At 34.3% G+C, this 25,946-nt stretch carries 29 protein-coding genes and 1 other RNA gene; 12 read left to right on the top strand and 18 right to left on the bottom strand.

The window, feature by feature from the left end:
• Positions 1-35 precede the first annotated feature (35 nt).
• Complete coding sequence (locus HYY69_06170; protein MBI3033033.1) at positions 36-1,259, top strand: ribose-phosphate pyrophosphokinase; 1,224 nt, start codon at positions 36-38, stop codon at positions 1,257-1,259.
• A 187-nt stretch (positions 1,260-1,446) separates the two neighbouring features.
• Here HYY69_06170 and HYY69_06165 read toward each other — a convergent pair whose 3' ends face one another.
• From HYY69_06165 to HYY69_06145, 5 genes are all read right to left on the bottom strand, one after another.
• Entirely contained in the window at positions 1,447-1,827 is a 381-nt protein-coding gene (locus HYY69_06165) for a hypothetical protein (GenBank protein ID MBI3033032.1), read from the bottom strand.
• A 72-nt stretch (positions 1,828-1,899) separates the two neighbouring features.
• Positions 1,900-3,084, bottom strand: coding sequence for an ABC transporter permease (locus HYY69_06160; GenBank protein ID MBI3033031.1), 1,185 nt, complete (start codon positions 3,082-3,084; stop codon positions 1,900-1,902).
• Between the two features lie 2 nt (positions 3,085-3,086).
• Entirely contained in the window at positions 3,087-4,268 is a 1,182-nt protein-coding gene (locus HYY69_06155) for an ABC transporter permease (protein ID MBI3033030.1), read from the bottom strand.
• Positions 4,269-4,270: 2 nt separating this feature from the next.
• Entirely contained in the window at positions 4,271-5,509 is a 1,239-nt protein-coding gene (locus tag HYY69_06150) for a hypothetical protein (GenBank protein ID MBI3033029.1), read from the bottom strand.
• Positions 5,506-6,210 carry an ABC transporter ATP-binding protein gene (locus HYY69_06145; GenBank protein MBI3033028.1) on the bottom strand — a complete coding sequence of 235 codons (705 nt, stop codon included), beginning with the start codon at positions 6,208-6,210 and terminating at the stop codon, positions 5,506-5,508. The genes HYY69_06150 and HYY69_06145 overlap by 4 nt, the downstream gene beginning before the upstream one ends.
• Before the next feature lie 84 nt (positions 6,211-6,294).
• Between HYY69_06145 and HYY69_06140 the strand changes: the two genes are divergently transcribed.
• Both HYY69_06140 and HYY69_06135 read left to right on the top strand, forming a co-directional pair.
• Positions 6,295-7,092: a MinD/ParA family protein gene (locus HYY69_06140; protein ID MBI3033027.1), complete on the top strand. Its 798-nt coding sequence runs from the start codon at positions 6,295-6,297 to the stop codon at positions 7,090-7,092.
• A 1-nt stretch (position 7,093) separates the two neighbouring features.
• Entirely contained in the window at positions 7,094-8,044 is a 951-nt protein-coding gene (locus HYY69_06135; protein ID MBI3033026.1) for a hypothetical protein, read from the top strand.
• Positions 8,045-8,051: 7 nt separating this feature from the next.
• On the opposite strand, the gene HYY69_06130 is transcribed toward HYY69_06135, so the two are convergent.
• On the bottom strand, positions 8,052-8,861 hold the full coding sequence (locus HYY69_06130; protein ID MBI3033025.1) for an MBL fold metallo-hydrolase: 810 nt from the start codon (positions 8,859-8,861) through the stop codon (positions 8,052-8,054).
• Positions 8,862-8,970: 109 nt separating this feature from the next.
• On the bottom strand, positions 8,971-10,161 hold the full coding sequence (locus HYY69_06125; GenBank protein ID MBI3033024.1) for a hypothetical protein: 1,191 nt from the start codon (positions 10,159-10,161) through the stop codon (positions 8,971-8,973).
• Between the two features lie 247 nt (positions 10,162-10,408).
• Between HYY69_06125 and ffs the strand changes: the two genes are divergently transcribed.
• Positions 10,409-10,679: signal recognition particle sRNA (gene ffs / locus HYY69_06120), an RNA gene on the top strand.
• A 141-nt stretch (positions 10,680-10,820) separates the two neighbouring features.
• On the opposite strand, the gene HYY69_06115 is transcribed toward ffs, so the two are convergent.
• Together HYY69_06115 and HYY69_06110 are read right to left on the bottom strand one after the other, a co-directional pair.
• Entirely contained in the window at positions 10,821-12,191 is a 1,371-nt protein-coding gene (locus HYY69_06115; GenBank protein ID MBI3033023.1) for a hypothetical protein, read from the bottom strand.
• Positions 12,192-12,227: 36 nt separating this feature from the next.
• Positions 12,228-12,491, bottom strand: a complete 264-nt coding sequence (locus tag HYY69_06110) for a hypothetical protein (GenBank protein MBI3033022.1) — start codon at positions 12,489-12,491, stop codon at positions 12,228-12,230.
• A gap of 54 nt (positions 12,492-12,545) precedes the next feature.
• Here HYY69_06110 and HYY69_06105 point away from each other — a divergent pair, with 54 nt between their 5' ends.
• Positions 12,546-13,202 (top strand): class I SAM-dependent methyltransferase, encoded by a 657-nt coding sequence (locus HYY69_06105; protein MBI3033021.1) that lies wholly within the window; start codon positions 12,546-12,548, stop codon positions 13,200-13,202.
• Here the strand turns inward: HYY69_06105 and thiL are convergent.
• From thiL to HYY69_06090, 3 genes are read right to left on the bottom strand one after another with little or no spacing between them, the layout of a single operon-like run.
• Positions 13,199-14,179, bottom strand: a complete 981-nt coding sequence (gene thiL, locus HYY69_06100; protein ID MBI3033020.1) for a thiamine-phosphate kinase — start codon at positions 14,177-14,179, stop codon at positions 13,199-13,201. The two genes, HYY69_06105 and thiL, sit on opposite strands and share 4 nt — an antisense overlap.
• The gene (locus HYY69_06095) at positions 14,166-14,594 is read right to left on the bottom strand and encodes a HEPN domain-containing protein (protein MBI3033019.1); all 429 of its coding nucleotides are present in this window, start codon (positions 14,592-14,594) and stop codon (positions 14,166-14,168) included. Before HYY69_06095 ends, thiL begins: the two co-directional genes overlap by 14 nt.
• 3 nt (positions 14,595-14,597) lie before the next feature.
• On the bottom strand, positions 14,598-15,182 hold the full coding sequence (locus HYY69_06090; GenBank protein MBI3033018.1) for a nucleotidyltransferase domain-containing protein: 585 nt from the start codon (positions 15,180-15,182) through the stop codon (positions 14,598-14,600).
• Positions 15,183-15,270: 88 nt separating this feature from the next.
• On the opposite strand from HYY69_06090, the gene thiO reads away from it, so the two are divergent.
• The 4 genes from thiO to HYY69_06070 all read left to right on the top strand — a co-directional run bounded on the left by thiO (position 15,271) and on the right by HYY69_06070 (position 18,390).
• Complete coding sequence (gene thiO, locus HYY69_06085) at positions 15,271-16,383, top strand: glycine oxidase ThiO (protein MBI3033017.1); 1,113 nt, start codon at positions 15,271-15,273, stop codon at positions 16,381-16,383.
• A gap of 263 nt (positions 16,384-16,646) precedes the next feature.
• A complete protein-coding gene (thiS, locus tag HYY69_06080) occupies positions 16,647-16,841 on the top strand; it encodes a sulfur carrier protein ThiS (protein ID MBI3033016.1) in 195 nt (64 codons plus the stop codon).
• Positions 16,841-17,614, top strand: a complete 774-nt coding sequence (locus HYY69_06075) for a thiazole synthase (protein ID MBI3033015.1) — start codon at positions 16,841-16,843, stop codon at positions 17,612-17,614. The genes thiS and HYY69_06075 overlap by 1 nt, the downstream gene beginning before the upstream one ends.
• A complete protein-coding gene (locus tag HYY69_06070) occupies positions 17,611-18,390 on the top strand; it encodes a hypothetical protein (protein MBI3033014.1) in 780 nt (259 codons plus the stop codon). The genes HYY69_06075 and HYY69_06070 overlap by 4 nt, the downstream gene beginning before the upstream one ends.
• On the opposite strand, the gene thiE is transcribed toward HYY69_06070, so the two are convergent.
• Genes thiE through HYY69_06055 form a run of 3 tightly spaced genes read right to left on the bottom strand, consistent with a single transcriptional unit; the run spans position 18,382 to position 20,505 of the window.
• Positions 18,382-19,023, bottom strand: coding sequence for a thiamine phosphate synthase (thiE, locus tag HYY69_06065; protein MBI3033013.1), 642 nt, complete (start codon positions 19,021-19,023; stop codon positions 18,382-18,384). The genes HYY69_06070 and thiE overlap by 9 nt on opposite strands.
• A gap of 11 nt (positions 19,024-19,034) precedes the next feature.
• Entirely contained in the window at positions 19,035-19,658 is a 624-nt protein-coding gene (locus tag HYY69_06060; GenBank protein ID MBI3033012.1) for a class I SAM-dependent methyltransferase, read from the bottom strand.
• Positions 19,645-20,505 carry a Bro-N domain-containing protein gene (locus HYY69_06055; GenBank protein ID MBI3033011.1) on the bottom strand — a complete coding sequence of 287 codons (861 nt, stop codon included), beginning with the start codon at positions 20,503-20,505 and terminating at the stop codon, positions 19,645-19,647. The genes HYY69_06060 and HYY69_06055 overlap by 14 nt, the downstream gene beginning before the upstream one ends.
• 376 nt (positions 20,506-20,881) lie before the next feature.
• Here HYY69_06055 and HYY69_06050 point away from each other — a divergent pair, with 376 nt between their 5' ends.
• A complete protein-coding gene (locus HYY69_06050; GenBank protein MBI3033010.1) occupies positions 20,882-21,859 on the top strand; it encodes a hypothetical protein in 978 nt (325 codons plus the stop codon).
• A 207-nt stretch (positions 21,860-22,066) separates the two neighbouring features.
• On the opposite strand, the gene HYY69_06045 is transcribed toward HYY69_06050, so the two are convergent.
• The 3 genes from HYY69_06045 to HYY69_06035 form a co-directional block, all read right to left on the bottom strand.
• Complete coding sequence (locus HYY69_06045) at positions 22,067-22,870, bottom strand: NAD(+)/NADH kinase (protein ID MBI3033009.1); 804 nt, start codon at positions 22,868-22,870, stop codon at positions 22,067-22,069.
• Between the two features lie 16 nt (positions 22,871-22,886).
• Positions 22,887-23,084, bottom strand: coding sequence for a hypothetical protein (locus tag HYY69_06040; GenBank protein ID MBI3033008.1), 198 nt, complete (start codon positions 23,082-23,084; stop codon positions 22,887-22,889).
• Positions 23,085-23,219: 135 nt separating this feature from the next.
• Positions 23,220-24,344 carry a helix-turn-helix domain-containing protein gene (locus HYY69_06035; GenBank protein MBI3033007.1) on the bottom strand — a complete coding sequence of 375 codons (1,125 nt, stop codon included), beginning with the start codon at positions 24,342-24,344 and terminating at the stop codon, positions 23,220-23,222.
• Positions 24,345-24,471: 127 nt separating this feature from the next.
• Here HYY69_06035 and HYY69_06030 point away from each other — a divergent pair, with 127 nt between their 5' ends.
• Complete coding sequence (locus HYY69_06030; protein MBI3033006.1) at positions 24,472-25,614, top strand: hypothetical protein; 1,143 nt, start codon at positions 24,472-24,474, stop codon at positions 25,612-25,614.
• Positions 25,583-25,930, top strand: a complete 348-nt coding sequence (locus tag HYY69_06025) for a hypothetical protein (GenBank protein MBI3033005.1) — start codon at positions 25,583-25,585, stop codon at positions 25,928-25,930. The genes HYY69_06030 and HYY69_06025 overlap by 32 nt, the downstream gene beginning before the upstream one ends.
• The last annotated feature ends 16 nt before the right edge of the window (positions 25,931-25,946 follow it).

Here is a 25,946-nt window from a genome sequence, read left to right as displayed (position 1 = left end):
ATAATCAATATAAACAGTAATTCATTCCTCTAAGTATGTCATCACAACCAAAGATGTTGTTAGTAGCTTGTTCTGGAGATGAAACTGCTGAATTAGCTGGAAATTTACAAAGAACTCTTCAAGATGATTATGGGTTGGAACATCAAGTAGAATTATTATTAAGCAAATCGCCAGAGGAAGCAAAAGGTGGTGAAAAAAATCACCGCTCCCCTTTAGTTGCAGGCTATTTCGCAGACTTAGAAGCACAAATTGATGCTGGAAGAAATCTATTAAAAGATATATTTCAAGGACGACATGTTGTTTTAGTTGAGCATATGTTAACTCCAGCAAGAAGAGTATATATGGATGATCCTCAAATAACCACCGTTAATGATCATTTGATGACAATAAGAGGTTTTCTTGACCTCATTCGAAATGTTGAAACATTACAAGCAACATTAGTAACTCCTTATGAAGCGTATGTGCGTTCTCATAGCGTAGAGAAATATAGAAAGCGAGGATTTTTTCAATTTGATTCATTAAGATTAATGCTGGATGATCTTCGGAGGGGAGGATTAAATGCAGTAGTAACTATAGATCCACACTCAGAAAAGGCTGCGCAAATTTCAGAAGAATTAGGTATTGATGTTTATATAGCTAATCCGTTCCAATCCGGAAGAGGTATAAATCCTTTCAAATTAGGCTTAGAAGATGGAAGAGCGGAAGAAATCATGAGAAAACTACGTCCATTTCAAGAAAGATTTGCCGAACTTAAAGAACAATACAAAGGTCATATGTATGTTGTTTCTGTTGATGATGGAACTGAACATCGTTGTGAAAATTTCGTAGAACGGGCATTTGCAGAATTAAGACCGCATGAATATTATGCAAGAATAGCATATTTTGAAAAAGATAGAGTCGCTTATGGTGACTCAAAAACTGCATTTAAACCATTTAGTAAAATTACACAAGAGAATATAGATCGTGAAGGAGTATATATTATCATTGATGATATGTTTGCAAGTGGGGGTACAAGCAATAAAGCCGCAAAAATATTAAAAAATTGCGGTGCTAAAAGAGTTGAAGTTTGGACAAGCCATGCTGTAACAATGCCCAAACAATATAAGAATGCAAATAATCTTACTGCAATAGATAAAATTGTATGTTTAGATACCGTTCCTCAAAGTCCTGAATTAAATGTTGAATATATGAAAGCAAGCGCAGATTTATTGGCTGCAAAACTCTATCAAGTTCATCAAAGATTAGTCAGCACAAGATAAAAATAGTAATAACTAATTCAAGCCGCCCTTCTCAAATCTTCAGCTAATTCTCCGGCAGACTGATGATGATCAGAAGGATTTGACTGCGATAAACGACTCCATATTTTCAATAGGAATCTCCCTTGTTTCATCTCTGAGAGTAAGATAGTCAACTAACATAGTAAATCACATAATCTAATTAAGAAAATTACTGTTGAGTTGGTTTAGTTTGATAAGGTTGTCCTAACTCTTCTAATCGAGTTGATAAACTACCATTCGCTGATCGATAAGAGGCTTGAGATAATTTAAGATAATGGACTGGAACTGTTTCTCTTGACCCTGAAACAATTAAGCTTCCTGCTCCTAATTCATGTCTACCAAGTTGATCTTCTAAACCATAAATCACGCCAGCAAATGGATTGCCCGATATATATCTACCATCACGCTGAGGTATTTGAGGATTTAATAAAAATAACTCTCCATTAGAAGCTCCAATGCCAAGTACACCAATAGATCTTGGATCATAACCCGGTAAAGAAATAACTTTCCGTGCTTCTCCCCAACCAATTGTTAATGTTGCTTCAACCATATATTATGCGATTAACGAAATAATATATAAATATATCTCAAATATCCGTATTATTTATAATGAAACTCGTAATCACTCATACCTCAAAGCATTAACCGGTTGTAATTTTGCTGCCCTCAACGCAGGCATCATACCTGAAATAATACCTAGAACTGAAGAAAAAACCAAGGCAAATATAATTAGCCCACTATTAATAGTGATATGTAAAAAAGGAAACCCTGCTGCAGCTGCGCCAAAACCAATGCCAAAGGCAATAACAATCCCAAGAATAACACCCAGTAATCCACCCACTAATCCAATAATCCCTGATTCCAGCACAAACAATAATAACACTAAACTATTACGAGCGCCTATTGCTTTCATAATGCCAATTTCACGGGTTCTTTCAAGAACAGAAGTATACATCGTATTCATAATGCCAACTGCCCCTACAATAAGAGAAATAAATGCAATTCCTGCCAAAACTGCTTTCACAACATCAAGTATGGAAAGAAATTGTCGGAGAATTTGATCAGGAGTAAAAACATCAAAATCTTCTGAACCTCGTTTGCGCTCAAGTTTTTGCTTGATTTTTTCAACTAATTTTTCTTTGTCAATACCAGGTTGAACTTGAACTCTGATAACATTGACAAAATCAGGTTTATTAAACAATTCTCGAGCATTTTCTAAAGGAATGTACACTTGTTTGTCTAAATCTATTCCTGTAGGTTCAATAATACCAATCACCTCAAAGGGCTTATTGTTGATGGAAATTTTATTTTTCACGCGAACGTCTTTATCAAATAATTCATACGCAACATCATAACCAATAAGAGCAACATCGTGGTCTTTCTTCTCAAAAAACCTTCCTGCAATCGGCTTTAAATCAGTATCAACTAAACCTTTTTGTCCGAGATTGGTATCATAGGCAAGCACCATAAGATATTCCTCTTCATTGCTGAATATAACCGGAGCAAAATTAAGAAGAATTCTATCAACATAATCAACACCAACAATACCTTCAACAAGCTGCGCATCAGTTTCATTAAATCCCTTATCGCCTGAAGGAGGTCCACGCAAACCTTCAGGCACAACACGTATGCTTGAAACGCCCATCTTATCAAATTGATCTTGTAATGCTTGTTGCATTCCTTCTCCTAACATCAGCAATGCAACAATCGTTGCAATGCCTATAACAATACCAATAACCGTCAGCCATGAACGTAATTTTCTCCTTCGAATATTTTTTAACGCCAATAAGGTACAGTCTTTAAACATAGTCAGTGCCTCAGTGCGTCGATTGGTTTTAATTGTGATGCTTGGCGCGAAGGCAAAATTCCTGACAACGCCCCAACAATAACTGAAAATAGTATTCCGCCAAAAACAACCGGCCATTCAATGGTTATAACTAATAACCCAAACCCTGCTTGAACTGCAACAGCACCAATGCCCAATGCAATTAAACTTCCCAGAGTTACCCCTAAAATCCCGCCAACAAGTCCAAGAATACCTGATTCAAACAAAAAAACCACCATAATAGTGGCGTTGCTTGCACCTATTGCTTTCATAATGCCAATTTCACGCGTTCTCTCAAGGACAGAAGTATACATCGTATTCATAATGCCAACTGCTCCAACAATCAGAGAAATAAATGCAATCCCAATAAGTACAACATTGATGATAGTTATAACAGTACCAAATTGTTTAAGAATTTGATCAGGAGTAACAACCTCAAAATGATCATTGCCGCGTTTTCTTCGAAGATTTTTTTTAATTTCTGAAACAGTTTTTTGAAGATCAATACCTTCTTCAACAGTTAACTCAACCATAGTTACTTGCATTGGCTTATTTAATAAGATGCGAGCATCATCCAAGGGAACAAACAAAGAATTATCATCTTCAGGATTTCCAAAAGAATCAAAAATACCTATAACACGATATTTAATGCCCTTAATTTCAAAATTATTATTCAACCGAACTTCTTTATCAAACATCGTTTTAGCAACTGCAGCACCAATCATGACGACGTTTCGCTCTCCTTCTTTAAAATAGCGGCCTTGTTTAAGCACCATATCATGAGAAACAAACCGTTTCTCGGTATCTTTATCAGGAAAACCCATAATCGTTACTGAATATTGATCATTGGCATAAGTTACAGGCACTTTTCCCATAAGATACGGCGTTACATAAACAAACCCCGGCATGTTTTCAAGCACATCAACATCTTTTTTTTCTAGCCCTGTTCGTGAGGTAGGATCACCAGCTCCTTCAGGATAAACAAAAAGTTTGTTGCTGCCAATTTTCTCAAATTGTTTGGTTATTGCATGATCCAATCCTTGTCCTATAGTCAACAAAGCAACTAATGCAGTTATTCCAATAACTATACCGACTATGGTAAGCAAAGAACGAAGTTTTCTTGCAACAAGATTCTTCAATGCTAATTTGAGATAAGGAATTGGCATAATTATCCTAGTCTACGGGTTTGCAGGGCAGAACGCTTGCGATAATAATAAATTCCAACGGCAATTACTATCAAAATTACAACAAATAATCCAATGCTGCTTTTTGATGCAACTAACCCAAGCTTTTTTGCAGTATAAGGCGAATAAATTTTAAGGGGAATAGTGAATTTCTCCGTATACGCTTGATTATAATTATCTTTATAGGTGAAAACAACTTTAAGGGGAATCTCATTTTTAACATCATCGGTGTAAATAGTAAATTCCGCTGTTTCAAAATCATCACTTTCTAAATTGCCAAGATATTCACTTGATTTTGAGATTACTTTATAATCATTGGTCTCTTCGAGACTAATAGTGGCAAAATTGATATTGCTTGATCCTGTGTTCGAAAGGCTGAAAACAACCTTGCCTTTTTGCCGTTTAGTAAAAACTGAAGTATCTTCTAAGGTAAGAATATAATCAGGGGTGCTATCAAGAACAATAGTGATCGTGTTTTGCTTTGTTGATTTCTTTCCTGACTGATCGCTATAATCAAGGACGAGAGGAATTTTATATTCTTTAGCATCTGCATGAGCTGAAACAAGAATAGTGTACATCATTTCCTGCTCCATACCAGCATCCAAACTATTAATTAATTGTTCATCAGTTGAACCTATTGTTGAAAAATGAGTATTATCTAACGTAAGACGCAAAAATAAGTCTTGCAGATTGCTTTTACCTTCATTAGCTAAGGTAAGGTATAGTTTGCCAGAGCTGCCTGGCTTTAAACGTTCAGGTTCAGTGCGGATATTTTTAATGTTTAAAAGTGAACGTTCTGTTTTAACAGAGACTTTGAAGCTTAAAGGCTTTTGCCAACCATCTGCTCCAGAAGTTTGATAACGTAATTTAACATTATAATCACCAGGAATAGCGCCTTTGTCAATGCGAAGTTTATAATAAATAACGGCAAAATCTTTTCCTTGTTCTTTGGCATTTAATGTTCCAATGTATTGTGTTTGACTTCCTGAAACCAAGCTAAAGGGATATTCAGGCTCTATCATAAATTCTAAACCAGGAACTTTACTGACGCCAATATTTTCCACCAGCCAGCGAAGTTCAACGACATCTCCAGGCTCAGCAGGATTAGGATCTTGATTTTGTAAAACAACATTAAGATTAGTAAGAGTATAAGTATCTCCTGCACCTAAAACAAGAGAAATAGTTGAAAATACAAACATTAAGATTAATAAGATTTTTTTCACAACACAACACCTCTTCTTTTCATGGGGATTTCAAGAGCGCCGTCCTTTAAAGAAGCTATTCTTTGAGCTGCTTTTGCAACATGCTGATCATGCGTTACAATAACAATAGTTTTACCTTGTTTATGAAGTTTTTGCAATAACGCTATAATTTCAGTTCCTGTTTTTGAATCAAGATTGCCTGTTGGTTCATCTGCAAGAATTAGTTCCGGATCATTGGCTAATGCCCGCGCAATTGCTACGCGCTGCTGCTGCCCGCCACTTAACTGATTAGGCTTATGATGCAACCGTTCATGCAAACCAACGGTTGCTAATAAAGAACGAGCTGTCTTTTGCCGAGTTTCTTCCTCTTTGCCTTGGAAAAGCATAGGAAGCATGACGTTTTCTTCAGCAGTTAATGTAGGAATTAAATTAAACTGCTGGAAAATAAATCCTATTTTTCTTCCTCGAATTTGGGCAAGTTCTGATTCTTCAAGATCAGCAATGTTAACACTGTTCAAGTAAATATCCCCCTTTGATGGAATATCTAAGCACCCAATCATATTTACTGCAGTTGACTTTCCGCTTCCTGAAGGACCCATAAGAGCTACAAATTCGCCTTTTTTAACTTCAAAATTTAATCCCTGCAGTGCATGAACCTCTATATCACCCATAGCATAGCTTTTCCAGACTTTATCTAATTTGATAATGCATGTTCCTGCCATAACAACTTGTTTAACAGTTGTTATTTTAAAATATATTGATTGAAATAGAAAATATTTATATACCTCTAATTTTAAATGAGTTGTATGGGCAAAATTGTAGGAATCATTTCTATCAAAGGAGGCGTTGGGAAGACAACGACGGTTGCTAATCTTGCTGCAGTGCTTGCTCATGATTTTCAGCAAAAAGTGCTGGTGATAGATGCAAATTTCAGCGCTCCAAATATTGCGTATCACCTAGGGATTGAAGATGTTCATTTTAGCATTCATGATGTTCTTACTGATAAAATTCCTGCATCTGAAGCTATTGTTACTCACCATGAAGGTTTTGATGTTCTTCCTTCAGCTATGAAAGCAAGCTCAGTCAATGTTTTTGACTTAAAGAAAAAAATAAGCCACCTTAAAGACAAGTATGATGTCATTCTCCTTGATTCTTCTCCAAGCTTGACTGATGAAATAGTAGCAACTATGGTTGCGTCAGATGAATTATATGTTGTTTCAAGCCCTGATCTGCCCACTTTGAAATGCACCGTCAATGCGGTCAAAGCTGCGCAAAAGAAAAAGGTTCCTCTGAAAGGGATTATTCTTAATAAAGTTAAACATAAAGCTTTTGAAGTGAGCTTAGAACAACTTGAACAAGCAGCAGGCATTCCGGTATTAGCTGTTCTACCTGATGATGATGCAGTACTTGAAGCTCTTTCCAAAACAACGACTGCAGCAGTCTATAAGCCACGAAATGATTTTTCTATTGAATATAAAAAGTTAGCAGGTGCTTTGATTAATCAAGAATACCAAGATCCACGAATTTTTTCTAAACTGAAAAATATGTTCAGCAAACCAGCTCCACAGGAAATTAACAGGATTGCTCAGATTAAAGGTTTATAACATGAAGCATAGTTTTTCTGTTACACTGATACTAGTGTTTATTTTTTTCTTTGCCCAACTATTAGGATTAGCTATAGTTAGTCAGTATATTAATCTTTCTGCTTCAGCTCAACAAGGTGAGCCTGTTATCCAGGAAGCAACCTATCTTCAAACAGGTGTTACACCGCCACCGATAGAACAAAAATCTTATTCGTTTCTTTATATTCTTGGCGCTGTTTTGTTAGGAACGATTCTTGTTTTGCTGGTGATTAAGTTCCACCAGACAATGATTTGGAAATTGTGGTTTTTCCTCAGTGTTGTGTTAACACTGCTTATGGCATTTTCTCCTTTTATTAATAAGTTCCTTTCAAAATTTGGTTTTGGGATGTATGCTTTTGGCGTGACTATGATTCTTGCTCTTAGTTTAGCCTATTTCAAAGTTTATAAACCAAATTTATATATCCATAATTTCACTGAATTATTTGTTTACGGAGGATTAGCTACTATTCTTGTTCCTATATTGAATGTGTTTTCTGTTGTTATTCTTCTGATAGTAATATCACTCTACGACATGTACGCAGTTTGGAAAAGCAAACATATGATAACTATGGCAACTTTTCAAAAACAAACTATGTTATTTGCAGGATTGTTAATACCTTATCGTGATACTTCTTTGTTTGCGAACAAAAAAGTAATATCAAACCCTACATCTAAACCAGTTATTGGAGAAAAAAAGATCAGGACCGCAATTCTTGGAGGAGGAGATATTGCGTTTCCTCTATTATTTAGCGCTACTATCTATGCTGCAACTAATCAGGTTATTGTTCCTTTGATTATAACTATTTTTACTTCCCTTGCATTGCTTTTATTGTATGTATTTGCAGAAAAGAATAAATATTATCCAGCAATGCCTTTTCTTTCGTTAGGATGCTTTTTAGGGTATTCAGTTACTTGGTTGTTTGGATTAGTATAAATCAATTCTAAAACATTTTTACTGGTTTCTGACGAAGATTGACCATATAAGATACAGGATTAATCACCATACCATCTTTAGCTGCAATAGTTTGAACGCCAGTAGTTCTCTGAATGTTACGAGCTTCATTGATAGGATCTGATTGTATCATTTTTATGCCAAAATGAGTAATAATAGCCAAGCGCGGATTGACTTCGTTGATGATCTTCATGGCTTCAGCAGAACATAATTGAAAATCTCTTTTCTGATCTCCTGGGTATTGCACATTAAGAATAAGAATATCAACACCTCTGAAATCTTCTCCAAGCTTTGTTGTGTAACCAGTATCGCCAGTATAACCAAGATCAAATGTTTGTGTTGTGATTCTGAATCCTAATGCATACGTTTCATTATGCTTTGTATTGGTTCCCCTTATCTCTATATTATTTATGCCAATTTTCTGTCCAGCTTCAAGGGGAATAATTTTTTCAACGCAGCTCTTATGAAAATCAGAAATGACCTTGCTGTGTTTTTCATCTCCATCAATAACAGTTTTATTAGCAACAACAACTCCATGAATGTCCATACCAGCTAAGCTCATAGCGCTTATTATTGCATTCGTATCATGAGCGTGATTTAAATGAGCATGACTTACCAAAACAGCAGTAGTGTTTCTTGCATTAATGTTGTATTCACTTGCTTTGACTAATGCTCCAGGACCTGGATCAAGATGAAGCTGGGTATCATCTACTTGAATGATAACACCCCCACTTCCAAGGAGCTGTTTAGCTACTGCAATGGCGTCTCCACCTGTGCCAAGAAATACTATTTTTTCCATACGGTTCAAGGATGGGATGCTTGAACCGTTAATAAAAATTTCGTTATGTATTGTTACTTTTAGTTACTTAATGGTTGTAGAAAATGCATTTTCTACAACCATTAAGTAACTAAAAGTAACAGTCTATTTGCTCCTGCCAAAATCCAATTTCTTCATCTTCAAACAGATTTCTGGTGCTTCCTGAGCATTCACTATAAAATTTATTTATCTTTTCAAAAAAGAAATCCCCTTTTTCTTTGTGAGGATAAAAGGTACAGAGATATTTTTCCTGGAGTTCTTGATCTGCAATTGCCTTCTGTAAAAATTCAAGGTATAGTTTTTTTCTTATGCTACCATAGCTGCTGCACTGTTGCTCTATACTTCCTTCTTCTATTGTTCTTAATATCTGTTTTTCAATTAAAGTACTTTTTAGTGGAAGAAACACATTGGGAAAAGCCATAATATCATCAGTGCTAAATAATCCTTTATTTATGCTTGGAAAGATAATCCCTCCATGTACAGCACCTTGTTTATCAGTGATAAACAAATTTTCAGTTGGTATATTTAATGCTCGGAATGTCGCCTGCAGGAATTCTCTATTTGAATGGCTTGTTGTTTTTTTTGTTTTGCCGATATGATTATAGTTTAAAGCAGTTGTTAATGTTCCTTGAGGAGCATGCTGCCAATGGTTATCTTTCATCCATTGTGTAATTACTTCGAGAGCTTGTTCAGGTGTTTGTATCTCGTCAATAGGTTGATTATAAGTTTTGAATATTTCCTTAACTAATTCCTCTGGTTCAAGGGGATTATCATTGTTCACAAATTGAAATCCGTAGCCATTTTGATTTTTTTTAAATCCTTGGCTGCAGCTATATTCTAATTGTTCGAATGCACAGAATCCAAGCAATGCTTTAAGATCTTCATCACGGTAAGTTATTATTTTCCAGTTAAAGGTGTTATGTATCTCATGGTAGAATATTAAAGCTATTCTGCTTATCCATATTTCTCTCACATTATTGTAGCTTAATGTTGTTTTTCCTTTGAATTTGTCCCAAGTTCTTGTAGTGCCTGATTCTAAGTCCATTACTTCTTCCAAAAATATATTTGTTTCATAAGGTGTAAGTTTTACCTGTTGTTTTATGTGCGGCATGTTGAGAAGATCAAGATAGGGCTGTACTATGGTTGGGTCTATTGCTGGCTCTTTTTCTATCTTTTTAATCACATTGCCTGCTAATTGATTATCTTCTGTTATTGAAATAAGCGAGAGCAATAATATTGCTAGAATAAGGAAGGGCAAGGCATTGGCGATAAATCTTCTCATAGATTATTTTCAGGAAACTATCTTTTTAAATCTTTCTAGCTTACAAGCTCTGTCCCGAATGAAGTTTTTGGTGCCATGCTGGTGATTATCTTTCCAACTAATAAGTGAGAAAAAAGGAAATTCCAATAGGAATTTTTTCCTTCTTATACACAAGTGGGATAATCACGGCACCAAAACCGAGGCTATGCCGAGATTCGGGACAGAGCCTAGCGCACAATATTTATAAAATACCTTCCTTTTTTAGTAGTTGCAGGCTAGGTTGGGTGGTTAGCTCTCACCTGTTAGGCCAAACGAGCTTTAGGGTCAACTGAAGCAAGGAAGCGGCAAGTTTATTCAAGATAAGCCTTGAGCTGTACTATGACATCTTGTCTTGGAGGATTGTTATTCTTGTGAACCATGTCAGGTCCTGACGGAAGCAGCATTAAGCAGGAGTAATGGTGCTTGCAAGGTAGCAGGGTCGAGAAAAGTTCAAGACAAACTTGTCTTGGATTGCTCTGTCCATTCCTTGCGGCCTGCACTTTTTTTCTAGAATACATTGGATTTGAACATTATAACTTCTAAAACATTTTATCAGAGGCTAGTTTGTAAATATTATTACGTAAACTCCATGTTTCAAATCAAGAGTATTTTTTATGATTTTGATTAGGGATTTTCTCCGTTTATCTTCTCAAATACGCAGATCTTATTTTATCTAATACCATTCGTATCTTATCTCCATGGCGTTCGATAGTTTGTGCTAATCTTCGCAGATGTTTTTGTTCAGCGTATTCTTCCATAATTCTTGTATCCCACCATGGTGTTGTTTTTAATGGTTGAAGTAATGCATCACGTGGTTTTCGTTGATATCGCCAATAGCTCGCTACACAAAAATCTAAGTATCTATCCACATATTGTCTTGTGTGTTTTTGCATGTAGGACAGCCATTTTTGTTCTTCTTCTGCTAATTTTGGAACTCTTTTTCTAGAATCCCCTCTTCTTGATAATTCTTCTCTTCTTTTTTGCAATCTTACTACAATTTCTCGCCTACCACTACGAGCAACATATATCTCTTCAGGATCTTTTTCTCTCTTCAATCTCGCTTGTTTTTGTTGGAATAACCTCATATATTCATTATACGCTAATATTCCTTGAACAGCTTTATCATCAAAACTATCTTCTATGCTCCTAAACACCCTTATTTCATCATGAGATTCTGGATGAACTATTGCTCCAACATGTATTCCATTAAAATTAAACCAGTCACTCTTATTGCTATCAAATAAATTGATTACTGCTGGTTGTTCATGGCTTGAGAAGACAGGATAAAGTAATTGAATAACAGAATTAGTATGAAACGGTTCATCATATACTATTGTTACATCTAATACAGGACCATGATAACCTTTAAGTTGTTGGTGTCCTTCTGTATAAAGAACTGCATAGATATCTTCTTCGTTTTCATCTTTTGCATCAACTAATAATTGCTTGCCTTCAAAAAGTTCTATTATTGACCCTGGTTTACGAAGTCTTCTGATAAATCTGTTAAGTTTTTCTTCAGATAATCTTGTAAGACCATAATGAGCGTATCTTTCTCCATCCATGATGATAGCATCTTTTTTGATTTCAAAATCATCAGTTACATCCTCTACAGGATCTGCTATCCATGTTGTTCCTTCAGCTTCAAAAGTAATAAATGCATGCGTTATTTCAGGTCTATCTGGTGAGGTTCTTCTTAGATAAAATTGCAGATTATCAACATCTAAACGTTTTGCTAATCCATATAATATCCCTGCTTTTTCACCACAATTAGCTTGATAACCATCTCCTTGTTTTGTTTCATGGGGAAGACGATATCCTACATCTAGTTCTACAGCGCCCCACACACCATGGTTCCATTTTTCAAAGCCTTTTTGCGCTTCTCTTAATATTGTGGGAGGATCTAATTCTCCCCATGTTTCAACGTCAAGAGGATATCTTTTAGTATAATCTTTTGTTAATCTATCAATTATATCATCAAGAAATGGTATTGAGTCAGGTGTTAGTAATATCATCCAAGAAGGGAATATTGTTTGTTTTAAAAGTATTATTCATCTGAATGGATTATCCATTGCTTGTTTTTCTAATCTGGTGTAATCTGCGCCTGGAGCTGCTGTTGGTTGAGGTGTTCCATTTGTTCCTATATAGAAACTTGCTTTATAAGTTCCATCATCCCTGTATCTTCCTTCAACAATATGAATCTGATCAGATTTTAATGTAGGCTTACCTGCTCTGATTGCAGCTTTTTTATAGAAATCAGCCATTGCTGTTTCTTTAGTTTTCCCTTCTCCTATAACAACGTATGTTGCTCGCATACTATCCTGCTTAGTATCTAAATATTTAAATATTTCTATTATAGAAACGTAGTTATGGATCAAAAAGTTGCGTGGGAAAAAGAGTATAAAATGAAGGGAATACCTTCTTCGTATAAAACAGAACCTTCTCGTGAAGTAGTGTATTTTACTGAATTTCTTAAAAAACAAAAGGTTGCAGGCAAGGCTCTTGATCTCGGCTCTGGCAAAGGAAGAAATTCTGTGCATTTAGCTAAGCATGGTTTTACCGTTGCGTGTATGGATTTTCTTCAAAGCAATATTGACTTTATCAAAAAACAGTATAATTTTGAAACATACTGTCAAGATGTTGCTGATAAATGGCAGTTTCCAAGCAATCATTTTGATGCAGTAATTGATGTATTCTGTTATAAACATATTACTGATTCCCTTGCCAGGCTGCGGTATAGGGATAATTTATCTAGGGTTTTAAAACCAACAGGATATTATCTACTATCATTAGCCACCCCTGATGATGGTTATTATGGCGAATTACTTAAACAAAAGCCAAACCAACAGAATATTATTGTTGATCCTAAAACAGGTATTTCTTCTGTGTTATTCACTGAAACAGATATTAAGCGTGAGTTTAATGCGTTTACTGTTGTGGAAGTTCGGCAAAAAAACAAGTTAGGTATGATGCATGGTCAGCAATATTTACGAAAGAGTTTGTTTTTTATTATTAAAAAGAATTAATCCTTAAAATGATCATATCCCCCACCAAGAATAGTTTTATTTCCTTGTTTATCAATCATATAACAACCTTGCTTTTTATCCAGAATTTTACCAATAATGGTGCAGTCTTTGAACAAATGTTTTTTATCGTTGTAATCTTTTTCTGAGATAGTAAATAATAGTTCAAAATCTTCTCCACCATATAATGCCCATTCGATTGGATTTTGTTTAAGAAATTTAGCCGTTTGTCTCGTTTTATGGTTGATCGGTATTTTATCTTCTTCGATTACTGCTCCGACCTTGCTTTCATCACAAATATGTTTTATTTCACTGCTTAAACCATCTGAAATATCAATCATAGCATTGACAAAAGGCGCTATCTTTTTGCTTATATCTAATCTTGCCTTCGGTTCAAGATACCCTTGTTTGCCTTCTTCACCTTCTCTCTTATTAAGAAATAACTGCAATCCTGCCATTGATTTTCCAAGGGTTCCTGTTGCTCCGATTAGATCTCCTTGTTTTGCAAAGCTGCGGAGGCAAAGATTTTGTTTTTTAACTTCACCCAGCATTGTTACTGAGAAATTTATTTCTGTTCCTGACGTTGTATCTCCGCCTATGATTAAAAAATCGTATTTTTTTGCAACAGCATACATGGCTTTATAAACGTCTTTGATAAACTCAACCTTAATTGTTTTTGGCAAGGAAAAAGAAATCACTGTGTATAAAGGCTTTCCACCACATGCAGCAATATCACTTACATTGCATTCCATAATCTTTCTTCCTATTTGCTCTGGGGTAAACCACGCTGTTTTGAAATGATTGTTATTAACAAACATATCTGTTGTTATGAGAAGATATGTATCGTTAGTATAATCAATAACAGCACAATCATCACCAATGCCCTTGATCAATTTTGGATGTTTGACCATCTTAGTTATTTTGTTGATAAGATTGAACTCGCCAAATTCTTTTATTGTTAATTTTTTATTTTTTCCCATGGGTAATTGTTTTAATTTTATTAATGATCTCTTTAGAAAAATCTATGCATTTTTTAGCATCTTCTATTACTATTAGTTCAGCTTTGTATACTGAATTATTTCTTAATTCTCTGAATCTATCAAATTGGTTTATTTGATATTCATTAAATTCAGTTATATAATATTTTTTCAGAAAGCTAATGGTAGCTTCATGAGAATAGGGTTTAAATCCTTGTAGTGACATTAATGATTGTGTAGCTTCTCTTGCTGCTTCATAGGCGTCTTCTAACACTAGGTTTGTTGTCTCATCGTTTAATTCTCTTAAATATTTCATTCTTTTTTCTGCTTTTGACAGCAATGCTTTAGCCTCTTCTTTATCGGGTGTTTTTCTTTTTGCTTTTCCTGATTTGATGTACCTTTCAAAGTCGTCTATCATCTTTTACATCACCTTAAGATATCCATGCAATACTATCCCATTTGCTGCAGCATTTTTGAATTCATTTGATGATTTATCTAGTGATGACAATATATGGAAATTTGTTTTTCGATAGCATAGTTTTTCGATAATCTTAACAAATTCTCTGAATTCTTGTTCATGTGTTGGTTTTGTGTGTGGTGTTATAATCAATATATCAATATCACTTTGTTCAGTATCTTCTCCTTTTGCGAAACTGCCAAATACACTAATACACTCAGGGTTATGAAATTCTACACTGAGATATTTGATTATATCATACCTCATTAACCTATATATATTAAACATTAATTTATAATCCTTGTATGCTTGTGATTCTATGTCTGCTTGTATATTTTTACTTATATTTGTTTCAATAACTTTAATTATTTTATATTTGTTTAATTCTTCAATACTTTGCGCAATAGCAGTTGTTGAGAAATTGATTAGTCTTGCTAATTCTCTTAGATGAAAAGCTCTATGGGGTTCATTGAAAATATATTCTATTATTTTAAAGGTGCATTCAGTTCCAAATATGAACTTTTGTTTAGTGTCTTTTTTATGTAACATATGTTATTATAGAATGACAAGTGTTATTTAAATGTTACGGTATCTTTTTCCTATAACTATATATAACTCTTCTTTCTTCCTTGCTTCTATGAACAAAGTTATTATTATTGGCGGCGGCGCCATAGGTATGCTTACTGCTTATCGATTGGCAAATTCCGGGCAAAAGGTTGTACTTATTGATAAAGGCAAGCTTGGTCAAGAAGCTAGTTCTGCTGCTGCTGGCATGTTGCGTCCGCAGTCAGAAGCAGAAAATGATACTTTTTTTTTCAGGCTTTGTTTACAAAGCAAAAAGCTTTTTGCTTTGTTAGAGAAAGAACTATATCAAAAAACAGGTGTTGGTATTGAATATACAACTACAGGAACATTATTAGTAAGCGACTCTTATGAAGAAAAAGCTCGCTTGCATAATCTAGTATCGTGGCAAAAGAAACTTAGTTTACCAAGCAATGAACTTGATTATTATAAAATTCAAAGATTAGAGTCCTCGCTCAATGCTCTTTTTCATTATGGAGTTCTGTTTCCCGATGACCATTTCTTATGCACTCCTTATTATGTTGAGGCGTTAGTAAAAGCAGTTAAAGATACTCATATCATTACGATTTATGAACATATCTCTGTTTCCGAACTTATACTTAACGATGGAAAAGTTCTTGGAGTTGTTATTGATGGAGAGCAGATTTTTGGTGATTATGTTGTTATTGCAGCAGGTGCATGGAGCAATTATTTTATCAATAAATATTTTATTCCTGATCAAAAAATTGTCTATCCTGTCAAAGGGCATTGCTTGGCAGTTCAGTTGCCAAAACAAGTTATTACTCATAGTATTAATTACGGACATTTATACTTAGTTCCAGGAACTGATAATTCTGTGATCATAGGATCAACCATGGAAGATGTTGGTTTTGATAGAAGTATTGATGATGGAGCACTTCAGGAGTTGTATAAAAAAGCCTGTTTTGTCCTGCCTGTTTTGAAGCAAGGAAAGATCGTGTTTTCATGGATTGGCTTTAGGCCAGGTACAAAAGATGGACTCCCTATTTTAGGAACAACGCAGCTGCCTGGTTGTTTATTTGCAACAGGGCATTTTAGAAATGGGATTTTATTGTCACCAATAACTGCAAAGATAATAACTGATCTTATTGTTGACAATAAAGAGCATCCTTTATTAAAAGAGTTTAGTTTGGGAAGGTTTATGGTTTAAGATATAAATAACTAACATATCCCTGATTTGATTCAGTATGCTCATACTACCAGAGAACTTTGCAAAATTATGGTTACTGCCTATTTTGTGAGCATTTTCGAAAGACTTATCGGGCAATTTTCGAGGTTCCAGAGAGAAAATTGCTTTGTCAAACATATAGCTCAATGCGAACCGGCAGTAACCCGAGCTTTGCGAGTATTTTGCAAAGTTCTCAGCACAGAATATTTATAATTTCATATCATATTCCATTTTGAGGTGGCTGCATGGAGATTTTATTAAATGGAAAACTGTACTCATTAACATCTGAAAAAAAACTTGTTGATCTTTTTAAAAAACTTAATTTTTCCTCAGGCGCAGTTGCAGTGAATAACGCAATTATTCATAAAGAAGATTTTGAAAAAATTGTTCTTCATAATAATGACAAAGTTGATATTGTTGAAGTCGTAGGTGGTGGATAATGTTGAAAATTGGCAAGTATACTCTTGATTCAAGGTTGATTTTAGGAACTGGAAAATATCCTAATTATCAGATGATGCATGATGCTCTTGTTGCTAGTGGTACTAAGATGGTTACGGTTGCCTTGCGGAGAATTGATCTTCATGCTCAAGGCAATCAAAATATATTTAATTTTATTCCAAAAGAAATGAAATTATTACCTAACACCGCAGGCTGCTACAATGCAGAAGACGCCTTGCTTACTTCACATCTTGCTCGTGAAGCATTGCAAACAGATTTAATTAAATTAGAAGTTATTGGGAATGAAAAAACCTTATTTCCTGATACAGAACAATTATTGGCTGCTGCGAAAATACTTGTTGATGAAGGATTTACGGTGTTGCCGTATACTAATGATGATCCTATTGTTTGCGAGAAGCTTATTAAAGTTGGCTGCAGCGCAGTTATGCCGCTAGCTGCTCCAATCGGTTCTGGTTTAGGGATAACTAATCCCATCAATCTTAAAATTATTGTTGAACAATTTTCTGGCAGTGTTCCTATTATCATTGATGCTGGTGTTGGAACAGCGTCAGATGCAGCTATTGCATTGGAATTAGGATGCGATGGTTTGTTGATGAATACTGCCATTGCATCAGCTTCTGATCCTGTTAAAATGGCAACAGCTATGAAATATGCTGTTGAAGCGGGGAGATTAGCATTTGAAGCAGGAAGAATAGCGAAGAAATTGTATGCGACAGCGAGTTCGCCTGTTGATGGAGTTGTACATATTAAATGAAGAAGCAAATAGTATTTTTAGATGCTGATGGTGTACTCCTCGACAGTGTTGATGAAACTATTTTAAGCTGTTGGAATGGTTATAACAGGTTTAATGGATCTCAAAAAGCAATTCTTGATTTAGAAGATGTTCCTAGTAATATTGTTGATGGCATGAGATTATATAGACCATTAGCGTGCACTTTTTTAGATAATCTTAGAATACTTCATGCTATTGTTACTCAACAGGATTTGAGTTCGGCGGAAATAGATAGTTTAGAGGGGGTTGTTTCTTTAGAAGGAATAAATACTCAACAATTCAAAGATAATGTAGACAATTTTAGACGGGTAGAACTAGCTGCTAATAGAGATAAATATCTTAAAGTTATGCGAGTGTACGAAGAAGCTGCAGATCATTATGCACAATTAGTTTGTTCTTCTGATTATGAAGTGTATATTGCTACAAACAAGATGGCAGAACATGTTGCTACTGCTTTAAGGGCTTATTCTTATCCTGTTTCTCAAGACAAAATCATCAATGGAAGTCATTCTGGTTCAAAAACAGATCAAATTTGTGGTATTGTTTTGGAGGCAGGACTAGATTTTTCACAAGCCCATTTTGTTGATGATCATGTCCCAGCTTTAATTCGAGTTAAAAATGATCCACGATTAGGAGGAATATCTGTTTATGTAGCTGGTTGGGGATATGTCAATGATAACTCTTTAGCAACTGCAAAACGAGAAGATATTCCTGTACTTGCACAATCTGATGTAGCATCTCGTTTTCCTTTATGCTAATACTTTTCCTTGTTGTATCAGAGTTCTGATTTCACGTATCTCTTTTCCAATATCTTGTTTTGTTAAAATTCCCTGCAATATTGCCATGCTTGTTGTTCCTGTTGAAAGTATTTCAGATACTCTTTCTTTAGTGATGCCACCAATAGCAACAATAGGTATTTTCACGTTTGCTCTTATTTGTTTTAACAATGGAATACCAACAACAGGTTCTGGATTTTGATGGGTAACTGTTGCATAAATTGGACCAATACCAATGTAATCTGCACCTTGATGTTCTGCTTCAATTGCCTGTTTTAAATTATGCGTTGATCGTCCTATGATCATATCAGGAAACTGGATCCTTGCTTGTTTTATAGTTCCATCTTCCTGACCAAGATGCACGCCATCAGCATCAACTTTTACTGCGAGATCAAGGTAGTCATTAACTATGAATAAAGCATTTGCTTGTTTTGTTAATTTTCTTATCTCTTGTGCAGTTTCAATTAGTTGGGGATAGTCTCTTTCTTTTTCACGGTATTGTATAATTTTTACTCCTGCTTTCAACGCAATTTTTACAGATTGAATAACATCATAATAAGGACGATGGGTAATGAAATAAAGATCCATGTCGTTTAGAATATGTTTTTTGTTCATGTTTTATCTTCTTATTTTTCTGCTACTGCTTCTATAAATGATGATTTATATTTATGATAGGCTGAGCTTGTTTTTCTTATCTGTATATTTTTAAATTTCTTTAGTTTTTCTTTCATGTAATCTTTGCTAAAAAAATGTCTTATTTTACCATTATAATTGAACATATCTTGATCTAATTCTTCTCCTTTTCCATACAACACATCATCAGTGGATTTACATTTAATAAATAATATGCCTTCTTTTTTGAGAAGTTTGTATAAATTATTAAATACTTTTGTTGTTGTTGCATCGTCAAAATAATGTAAACTAAGATGTGCATAAATACAATCAAAACTGTTTTCAGGAAAAGACAATTTCTTAATATCTTGACAAAGAAAAGTGATGTTATGTTTTTTGTTTGCTTTTTCTTTTAGTTTTTTAATTGCTTGTTCTGAAAAATCAACTGCAGTAACATCAAGTCCTTGCCTTGAAAAATAAAGAGCATCTTGACCTAATCCACATCCAATATCAATCAGTGTTTTGCAATTTTTTACTTTAATAAGTTTATTGCAGCGTTTAGCAAATATGTTTACTGATTTTTTCTCAGGAATTTTCCATTTTTCTTCCCATTTTTGCAAAATACTATTTCTTTTCATCAAAATCAGCTTCAGCTAGTCTTTTTCGTTTTTCTTTTTCAGGAATATTAAGATAATTTTCTTTACTTATTACTTGTTTTTTTGTTTTATTCTCTAAATCTAATCTTGCTTTTTTTGCTACGCTTCCACCTTCTTTTGAAGTTTTTTTGTGCTGTATAAATGTCTTTGGGTTTTTAACTCTCTCAAGTTCTGCAGTTGATGCTTCTCCTAACATGGTAAATATTAACTCCAAATCATTCATGTGATCTCTTAAGTTTTCTTTCGTAAGCCCTTTTAATTTTTTGTATTCTAAAGGAGTCATGCCAAATGCAGCTTTCGATATCTCTGCTGTAAGTATTGAAAAGTCTTCTTTGTTTTCTATTCCTCGCGTTCTCCATTCATCAGTTAAGTCTTGTCTTATTGCTATACCTCTTAATCTTTTATCTATCCATGACTTAGAATAACCTTTTTGCTCATAAAGCTCTTTCATACGTTCTTGCGCTAATTCTGGATTTTCTATTTCCTGTACACGCTCATAGCCTACTTTTGCCAACCATAGTTTGAATGGTTCAGCTTTAGGTGAGGGAATTGATTGAATTAATCTAAAAATATTTTTAGTGTTAGCGCAGTCAGTATCATAATACTTTCCATCAGAAGCTTGTAATTTCAGTTGGTTACAATTTGTAACCACCTCACTTCCTTCTTGATTAAGTCTATGTTTTAATACCTTCCAATAGTTTCTTGGTTCACTACTTTCAGATAAAATACCAACTACATCAACGACTGAAAACCACCATTCATTATTATGCCATGTCCTTCTTATCTTTTTATCTTGAAAAACAATGAGATTATTGGTTTTTTCATCCATATCAAGGAGATGGATTCTCTTATTTATATACCCTACGTCACCATGTCCAGTGGAAAAGTGTCCACTGGCTTTAAAGTTGAGAATTCATCATTTATAACTCAATTCGAAAATTCACACTGGACATTCGGAAAGATTACGGTTTTGAATCTCGTTTTCAAAATACGACTAATAAATTAGAATAAAAATGAATCTAATGAGGCACTAAAAACAGCAGTAATGACTCCATAGGTACATTTTAGTTAGTAATGTGTATATGGAGAGTTAAGTTCAATAATGCTCGGAACCAGTTGAAGAAAGCAACACGTAACGTACTATTTTGTAATATACAGACAAATTGCATATAAATTTATAAGTTTAGGTGTTTTTAATACAAATTATGAATTGGCTAACTAGATATCATGGACATTGGCAGGATATTGATGAAAATTCATTTATCCAAAAGATAATAAAGAATGATATTGATAATGAATCTGTTTTTCATAGATATACTAAGATTGATTTAGATAGTTATCAACTGAAGTGCAAAATTAAGATAGAGGAGAGAGGAGTTGCCAATAACGGCGCTCCTTGGGGAGAAGCAAAAATATTGTATAGCGATGCTGATATAAATGAAGAATTCAGATTAGATTTCATGCATGTTGGCGAATTAAAGTCTTGTAGATTATCTTTTCTTGGATTTCAGCAACATTTTCCTTTAGATATTGCTAAAACCGAAGGGTTTGATGTAGAATTTACTTTAAGATCTGTAAAATCAGAGAAAGGTTCTTCTTCAACATCAAAAATGATGAAACTTTCTCTAAAAGTAGATGGTTTTGTTGTATTTAAAGAAATTCCTATTTTAAAAGAATTCAATGGTCATGTAGGATTTGGTACTTGTCTTGCTGATGTAAAATTTGGTGGTATTAATTTTGGTAAAATACCTTCAAGAAAGTGTTTTGTGATTATGCCATTCAATGATAGGAGAGATTATATGTATATTAATTCTATTGAAAAAGCACTTGTAGAGATAGGTGGTTTTGAAAAACCATTCAGACTAGATAAAAGTTATAGATTGGGTAAAATTCCAATTGAATTAATAGAAAGAATAGAAGAATCCGATTTTATTATTGCAGAAATAAGTGAAGATAATCTTAATGTGTATTATGAAATTGGGTATTCCTATGCGTTAAAAAAAGCAATACTCTTTATTTTGGAAGATGGAACTAAAAAAATAGAAACAGATATTCCATTTGATATTAGGATGGATAGAATTTTTAAATATAAATTGCCAATAAGACAAATTGAACTAGATAAAAGTATGAAAGAGTTAAAGGAGAATATTATTAAATTTATAGAAACAAATATTTTAAAATGAATACTGTTGCTTGATATACTGGTTCCTGCGCTTACTCTTCGGAATTTTTGCTTCGCAAAACTGTTTTGCAGGCTATCCCTCGTTCTCGAATGTTGAGGTGTTTTTGTTCACATCTTTAGCTTCGCTTACACATTCTCGAAGAACTGAACAGGGATTATATTCAATTACGTCGTTAATAGATTTCCATTATTTGCTCTATATATTTTTCTAACATTCGTAATCAAAATCACTAAACACAATATACGGAAGCGGCGTTTTAGCAATCTCTACTTTTAATGTTGAACCTTTTTTGAAAGGGAAATCTTCACTTAATGCATCGATGCTTATAATCCCATTACCCATTTTTGCCACAATCTCAACCTTGTCTTTTTTTGTTAATATTCCTTTCAGCAAATGGTGAGTGTGCAAGGTGCCTTGATAAGGTTCACGGACAACAAATTGATAGTTTTTACTTAATAAGAGCATTTTTTTACCGCCTGCAGAAGCTGCCCACGCATGGCTGCCAATAGCTGTAGCAAAAATAATGCCTGAAGAGCGCTGGAATTCGCCCTTGTTGTTAATGATCAAAGTATATCTTGTCATTTTATACGGTTTTTTATGGCCAATGAAAATTTCATTTAATGCCGGGCGCAGTATTTTACCATTCAATACTGGCTGCAATCTCGTGAGAAATACTATTTTATGTTTATCTTGTAACAGATCCATGAATTTCTGTTTGAAATCATATTTTGCTGTCTGCATTAAAAATCCTTCTTTCATATCAGGATTTGAGTTAACACCTAACATAGGTGTGTCTTTGACAAACTGCGATGTTAATAAGAACGTACCATCTCCGCCAATAATAATGATAAGGTCGTGATCCTTGAGAATATTTTTATAATCTTTGGTGCGTTCTATTTTAGTAAATTGAATATTATGCTGTTTTAATACTCTGCAGACTAGTTCAATGGTCTCCTTTTCTATGGGAAACTTTGGTTTCATGTATATGACGATGACTTTGTTGAGGTTCATATTTATTCTCTTTTTATTAGGGTATCAATCCCCATAAGCCTTTTTGTTTTGTAATTATAGATATTTTTTTAGTTATTTCTTCTTCAAATACTTTTTCTCCACATTTTTCACATACTTCTGCAGGGAATTCACCTAAATTTTCTCCTAAGAAAAAATAATCTATATTTTTATTTACAATTTTTCCTTTACATTCTTGGCAAGTTTTTCTTTCCATTATACTCACTAGGTTATTAATCTATGTATACTGTTTTAACTTTATAAAACTTTTGACGCCAGTGATGTCATAATAGGCAGTATGCTTTTTTCGTGTTGAGGCATCTTGTATTGTGCAAGTATCTTAAGTTTATCACTACATGGGTTTTGCTGATTTCCAGAGCATTTCACCGTATTGCTTTAAGCTTTTTACAATCTCAGGGTCATTAAAGAGGATTGCTGTTACTTGCCTTGGATCTTTCTTCCAAATCACCATAAATGCGCATTTGCCATAAATATCTACTTCCATTGCTGTTCCTTGGCCAGGCTTTAAACTGCATACCTGCCACCCTGTTGCTTTGCACATCGCAATGTTTTTCTTTGCACGTTGATCAATCATAATTCGTGCTTTAATGTTCTTCTTAATTCCTATGATGTTATGCTCTCTAAAATAATCAACGTAATTGTCTGCATCTTGCGATGTTCCGTAAGTAAGAATTTCATCTCCTGCTTTCATCAGTTCCAAACTTTCATCAAATATCTTCTTTACTTCATTCCAGCCGCGAAAAATCATTGACGATTGGTCTTTTAAGAAATTGAAATATTTCTTATAGGAATCAGCTAATGCTTTGTTTTCAATCAAAATAGTTGTCAGCGGCTCCCACACTTGAATAGCAACGTAATTGCCGAAGGTCATAGAAGGATTTGGGTTAAAATAATCATCTGGTAGGAAATGATATCTAATATGAGGGTGTTTGTAGAGGAATGAGGTGCTTCTTTTAACGAAAACGTTTTCTTTAATATTATTTTCATTGCATTTTCTAAAATATTGCTCCATCATTATTTTATCCATCTGCTCATATTTTTCTTCTTCAAAACCGAAACCATACATGTCTTTTCTAACGGCAATAATTTTGTTTAAGACTGTGTTAAAACCCTGCTTTCCTTTGTAGACCTCTACTTTGATCTCATCTTTCGGCAATTTTGCAAGACTTTCAAGCTCAGGCATGATTGTTTTTAATTTGTCTTCTTTTTCTTTGAGCAGTTGTTTTAATCGTTCAGGAGGACTTGCCTTGTAATAATTTACTCCACCTTGGACTACATAACTGACTAACCCTTTTTGCATCAGTTTTTCTAAGAAATCGTAGACTGTTGTCCTATGAAGGCCGGAGTCTTCCTTGATTTTGGCGACGGTAGAAAATCCTCGCTTTAATAAACTAAGGTAGGTTTTAATTTCACCTTCTGATAAACCAAGCTCCTGCAGCACTAATTCTTTATTCATCTTTTCATAAGAAGATCAAGGATATTTAAATATTATGGTATAGTTGTCGTTTTTTCGACAACTTATATTTAAATAACAGTTGGTGTTATCACTTGCATAAGGTGTTACGTTATTATGGGGGATTAACATGGATGAAGTTACGAAAGCAAAAGTTAATGACGGTTTTATTCAACAATTACGAAGGTTAGGTTTAGCACATGAATTAGGATGGGATCGAGGTGAGTTTTATTCACCTTCTGAATTAGAAGCAATGACAAGAAAATATTCTGATCCGCGTGTTTTGTACGGTCTTTTGGATTTACTTCAACAACATGGTAATCCTTATAGTATGCATGAAGTGTTACATTGTTTTGATGTTGGAAAAAGTGCTGCTGAATTGGCAGAAAAATTACAGGAGTTTAATACACCTATAAGACAAGCAAATAACTATTTTCCTTTGGATCCAGAAGATGCATTTCTCGCTGGAGTTTTTCATGATATAGCTTTAGCGTTTAAGCCAACTGTTTTTGAAGATCAAGCTCTGAGAGTTGGATTGGCTGAGCTTGTTAAATCTGAAGCGCAAAAAACAGCATTTTTAGATGGAGTTCTTTATAATAAAGGAGCTGTTGAAGACGATGTTTTCGGCAGAGCGCTTTTAGGAAAAGTTGGATTAAGTGATAGAAGAGATTTAGGTATTGCTGTTGTTTCAGCATTACCACTTGAAGAACAACGACAATTAGCAGTTTCCGCAGTTTCAATACCAATGTTGCATAAAGTTCTTGATGGTTTATGGTATCATGATGGCAATAATCCTGTGAGAGGGTTTGCAGAAGCTTGTATGTTAGTTGGCGATAGATTACCACTTTATGATGCTGGTAAAATAAATGCTCAAGTTGTTGCACAAGGTGTTAAAAAATTATTAACGTATACTGAACCAGAAGAAGGTTGGAAGCAACGAGGAGCTAAAACTGATATTCTTTATATGGAAAAAATGGTTGAGAAAAAAGCTCCAGGTTTTATAGCTTCTGTTAAAGGAACGCCTGTGTATGATTTTATGGTTGAAGATTTAGCATGCAGGCAACGAGGAGAACGAAGTTTACAGAGTCCAAGCTTTATGATACCGTTTGTTAATTTTCCTAATGTTTTAGGATTAGTAGAACAAAGACAAGAACTAAAACAAAGATTATCTTCAAAACTTGATGAACTTTATCAAAGACATCAATCGTTGAGAGACGCGATCAATCAGGGAGATTATCATAATGAAACAAATAGGTTTAGGGTTAGGTGTTAGTAAAGGCAGGGTTCAAGGTAGAGCCTGCGTTATTCAGCAACCTTCTGATTTTTCAAAATTTGTCGAAGGGATGATTTTAGTTACGCATCTTACTGATCCAACCATGGTTCCTTTAATGAACAAAGCTGCTGGTATTGTCTGCAATATTGGCGGACTAACATCACATCCTTCAATTGTTAGTCGTGAAATGGGGATACCATGTATTGTTTCAGCAAAATGTGTTGAGACTGGCAAACAAGTAACAGAGATTATCCAACACAATGATCTTATCCAGATTTGTGGAGAAAAAGGAGAAATACATTTGTTAGAACGTTGATTATTATTTATTTTAT

Source organism: Candidatus Woesearchaeota archaeon, assembly GCA_016192995.1.
GTDB lineage: Archaea > Nanobdellota > Nanobdellia > Woesearchaeales > DSVV01 > JACPTB01.
Note: the sequence above shows the minus strand (reverse complement) of the source record. Positions and strands in the feature narration are given on the sequence as shown.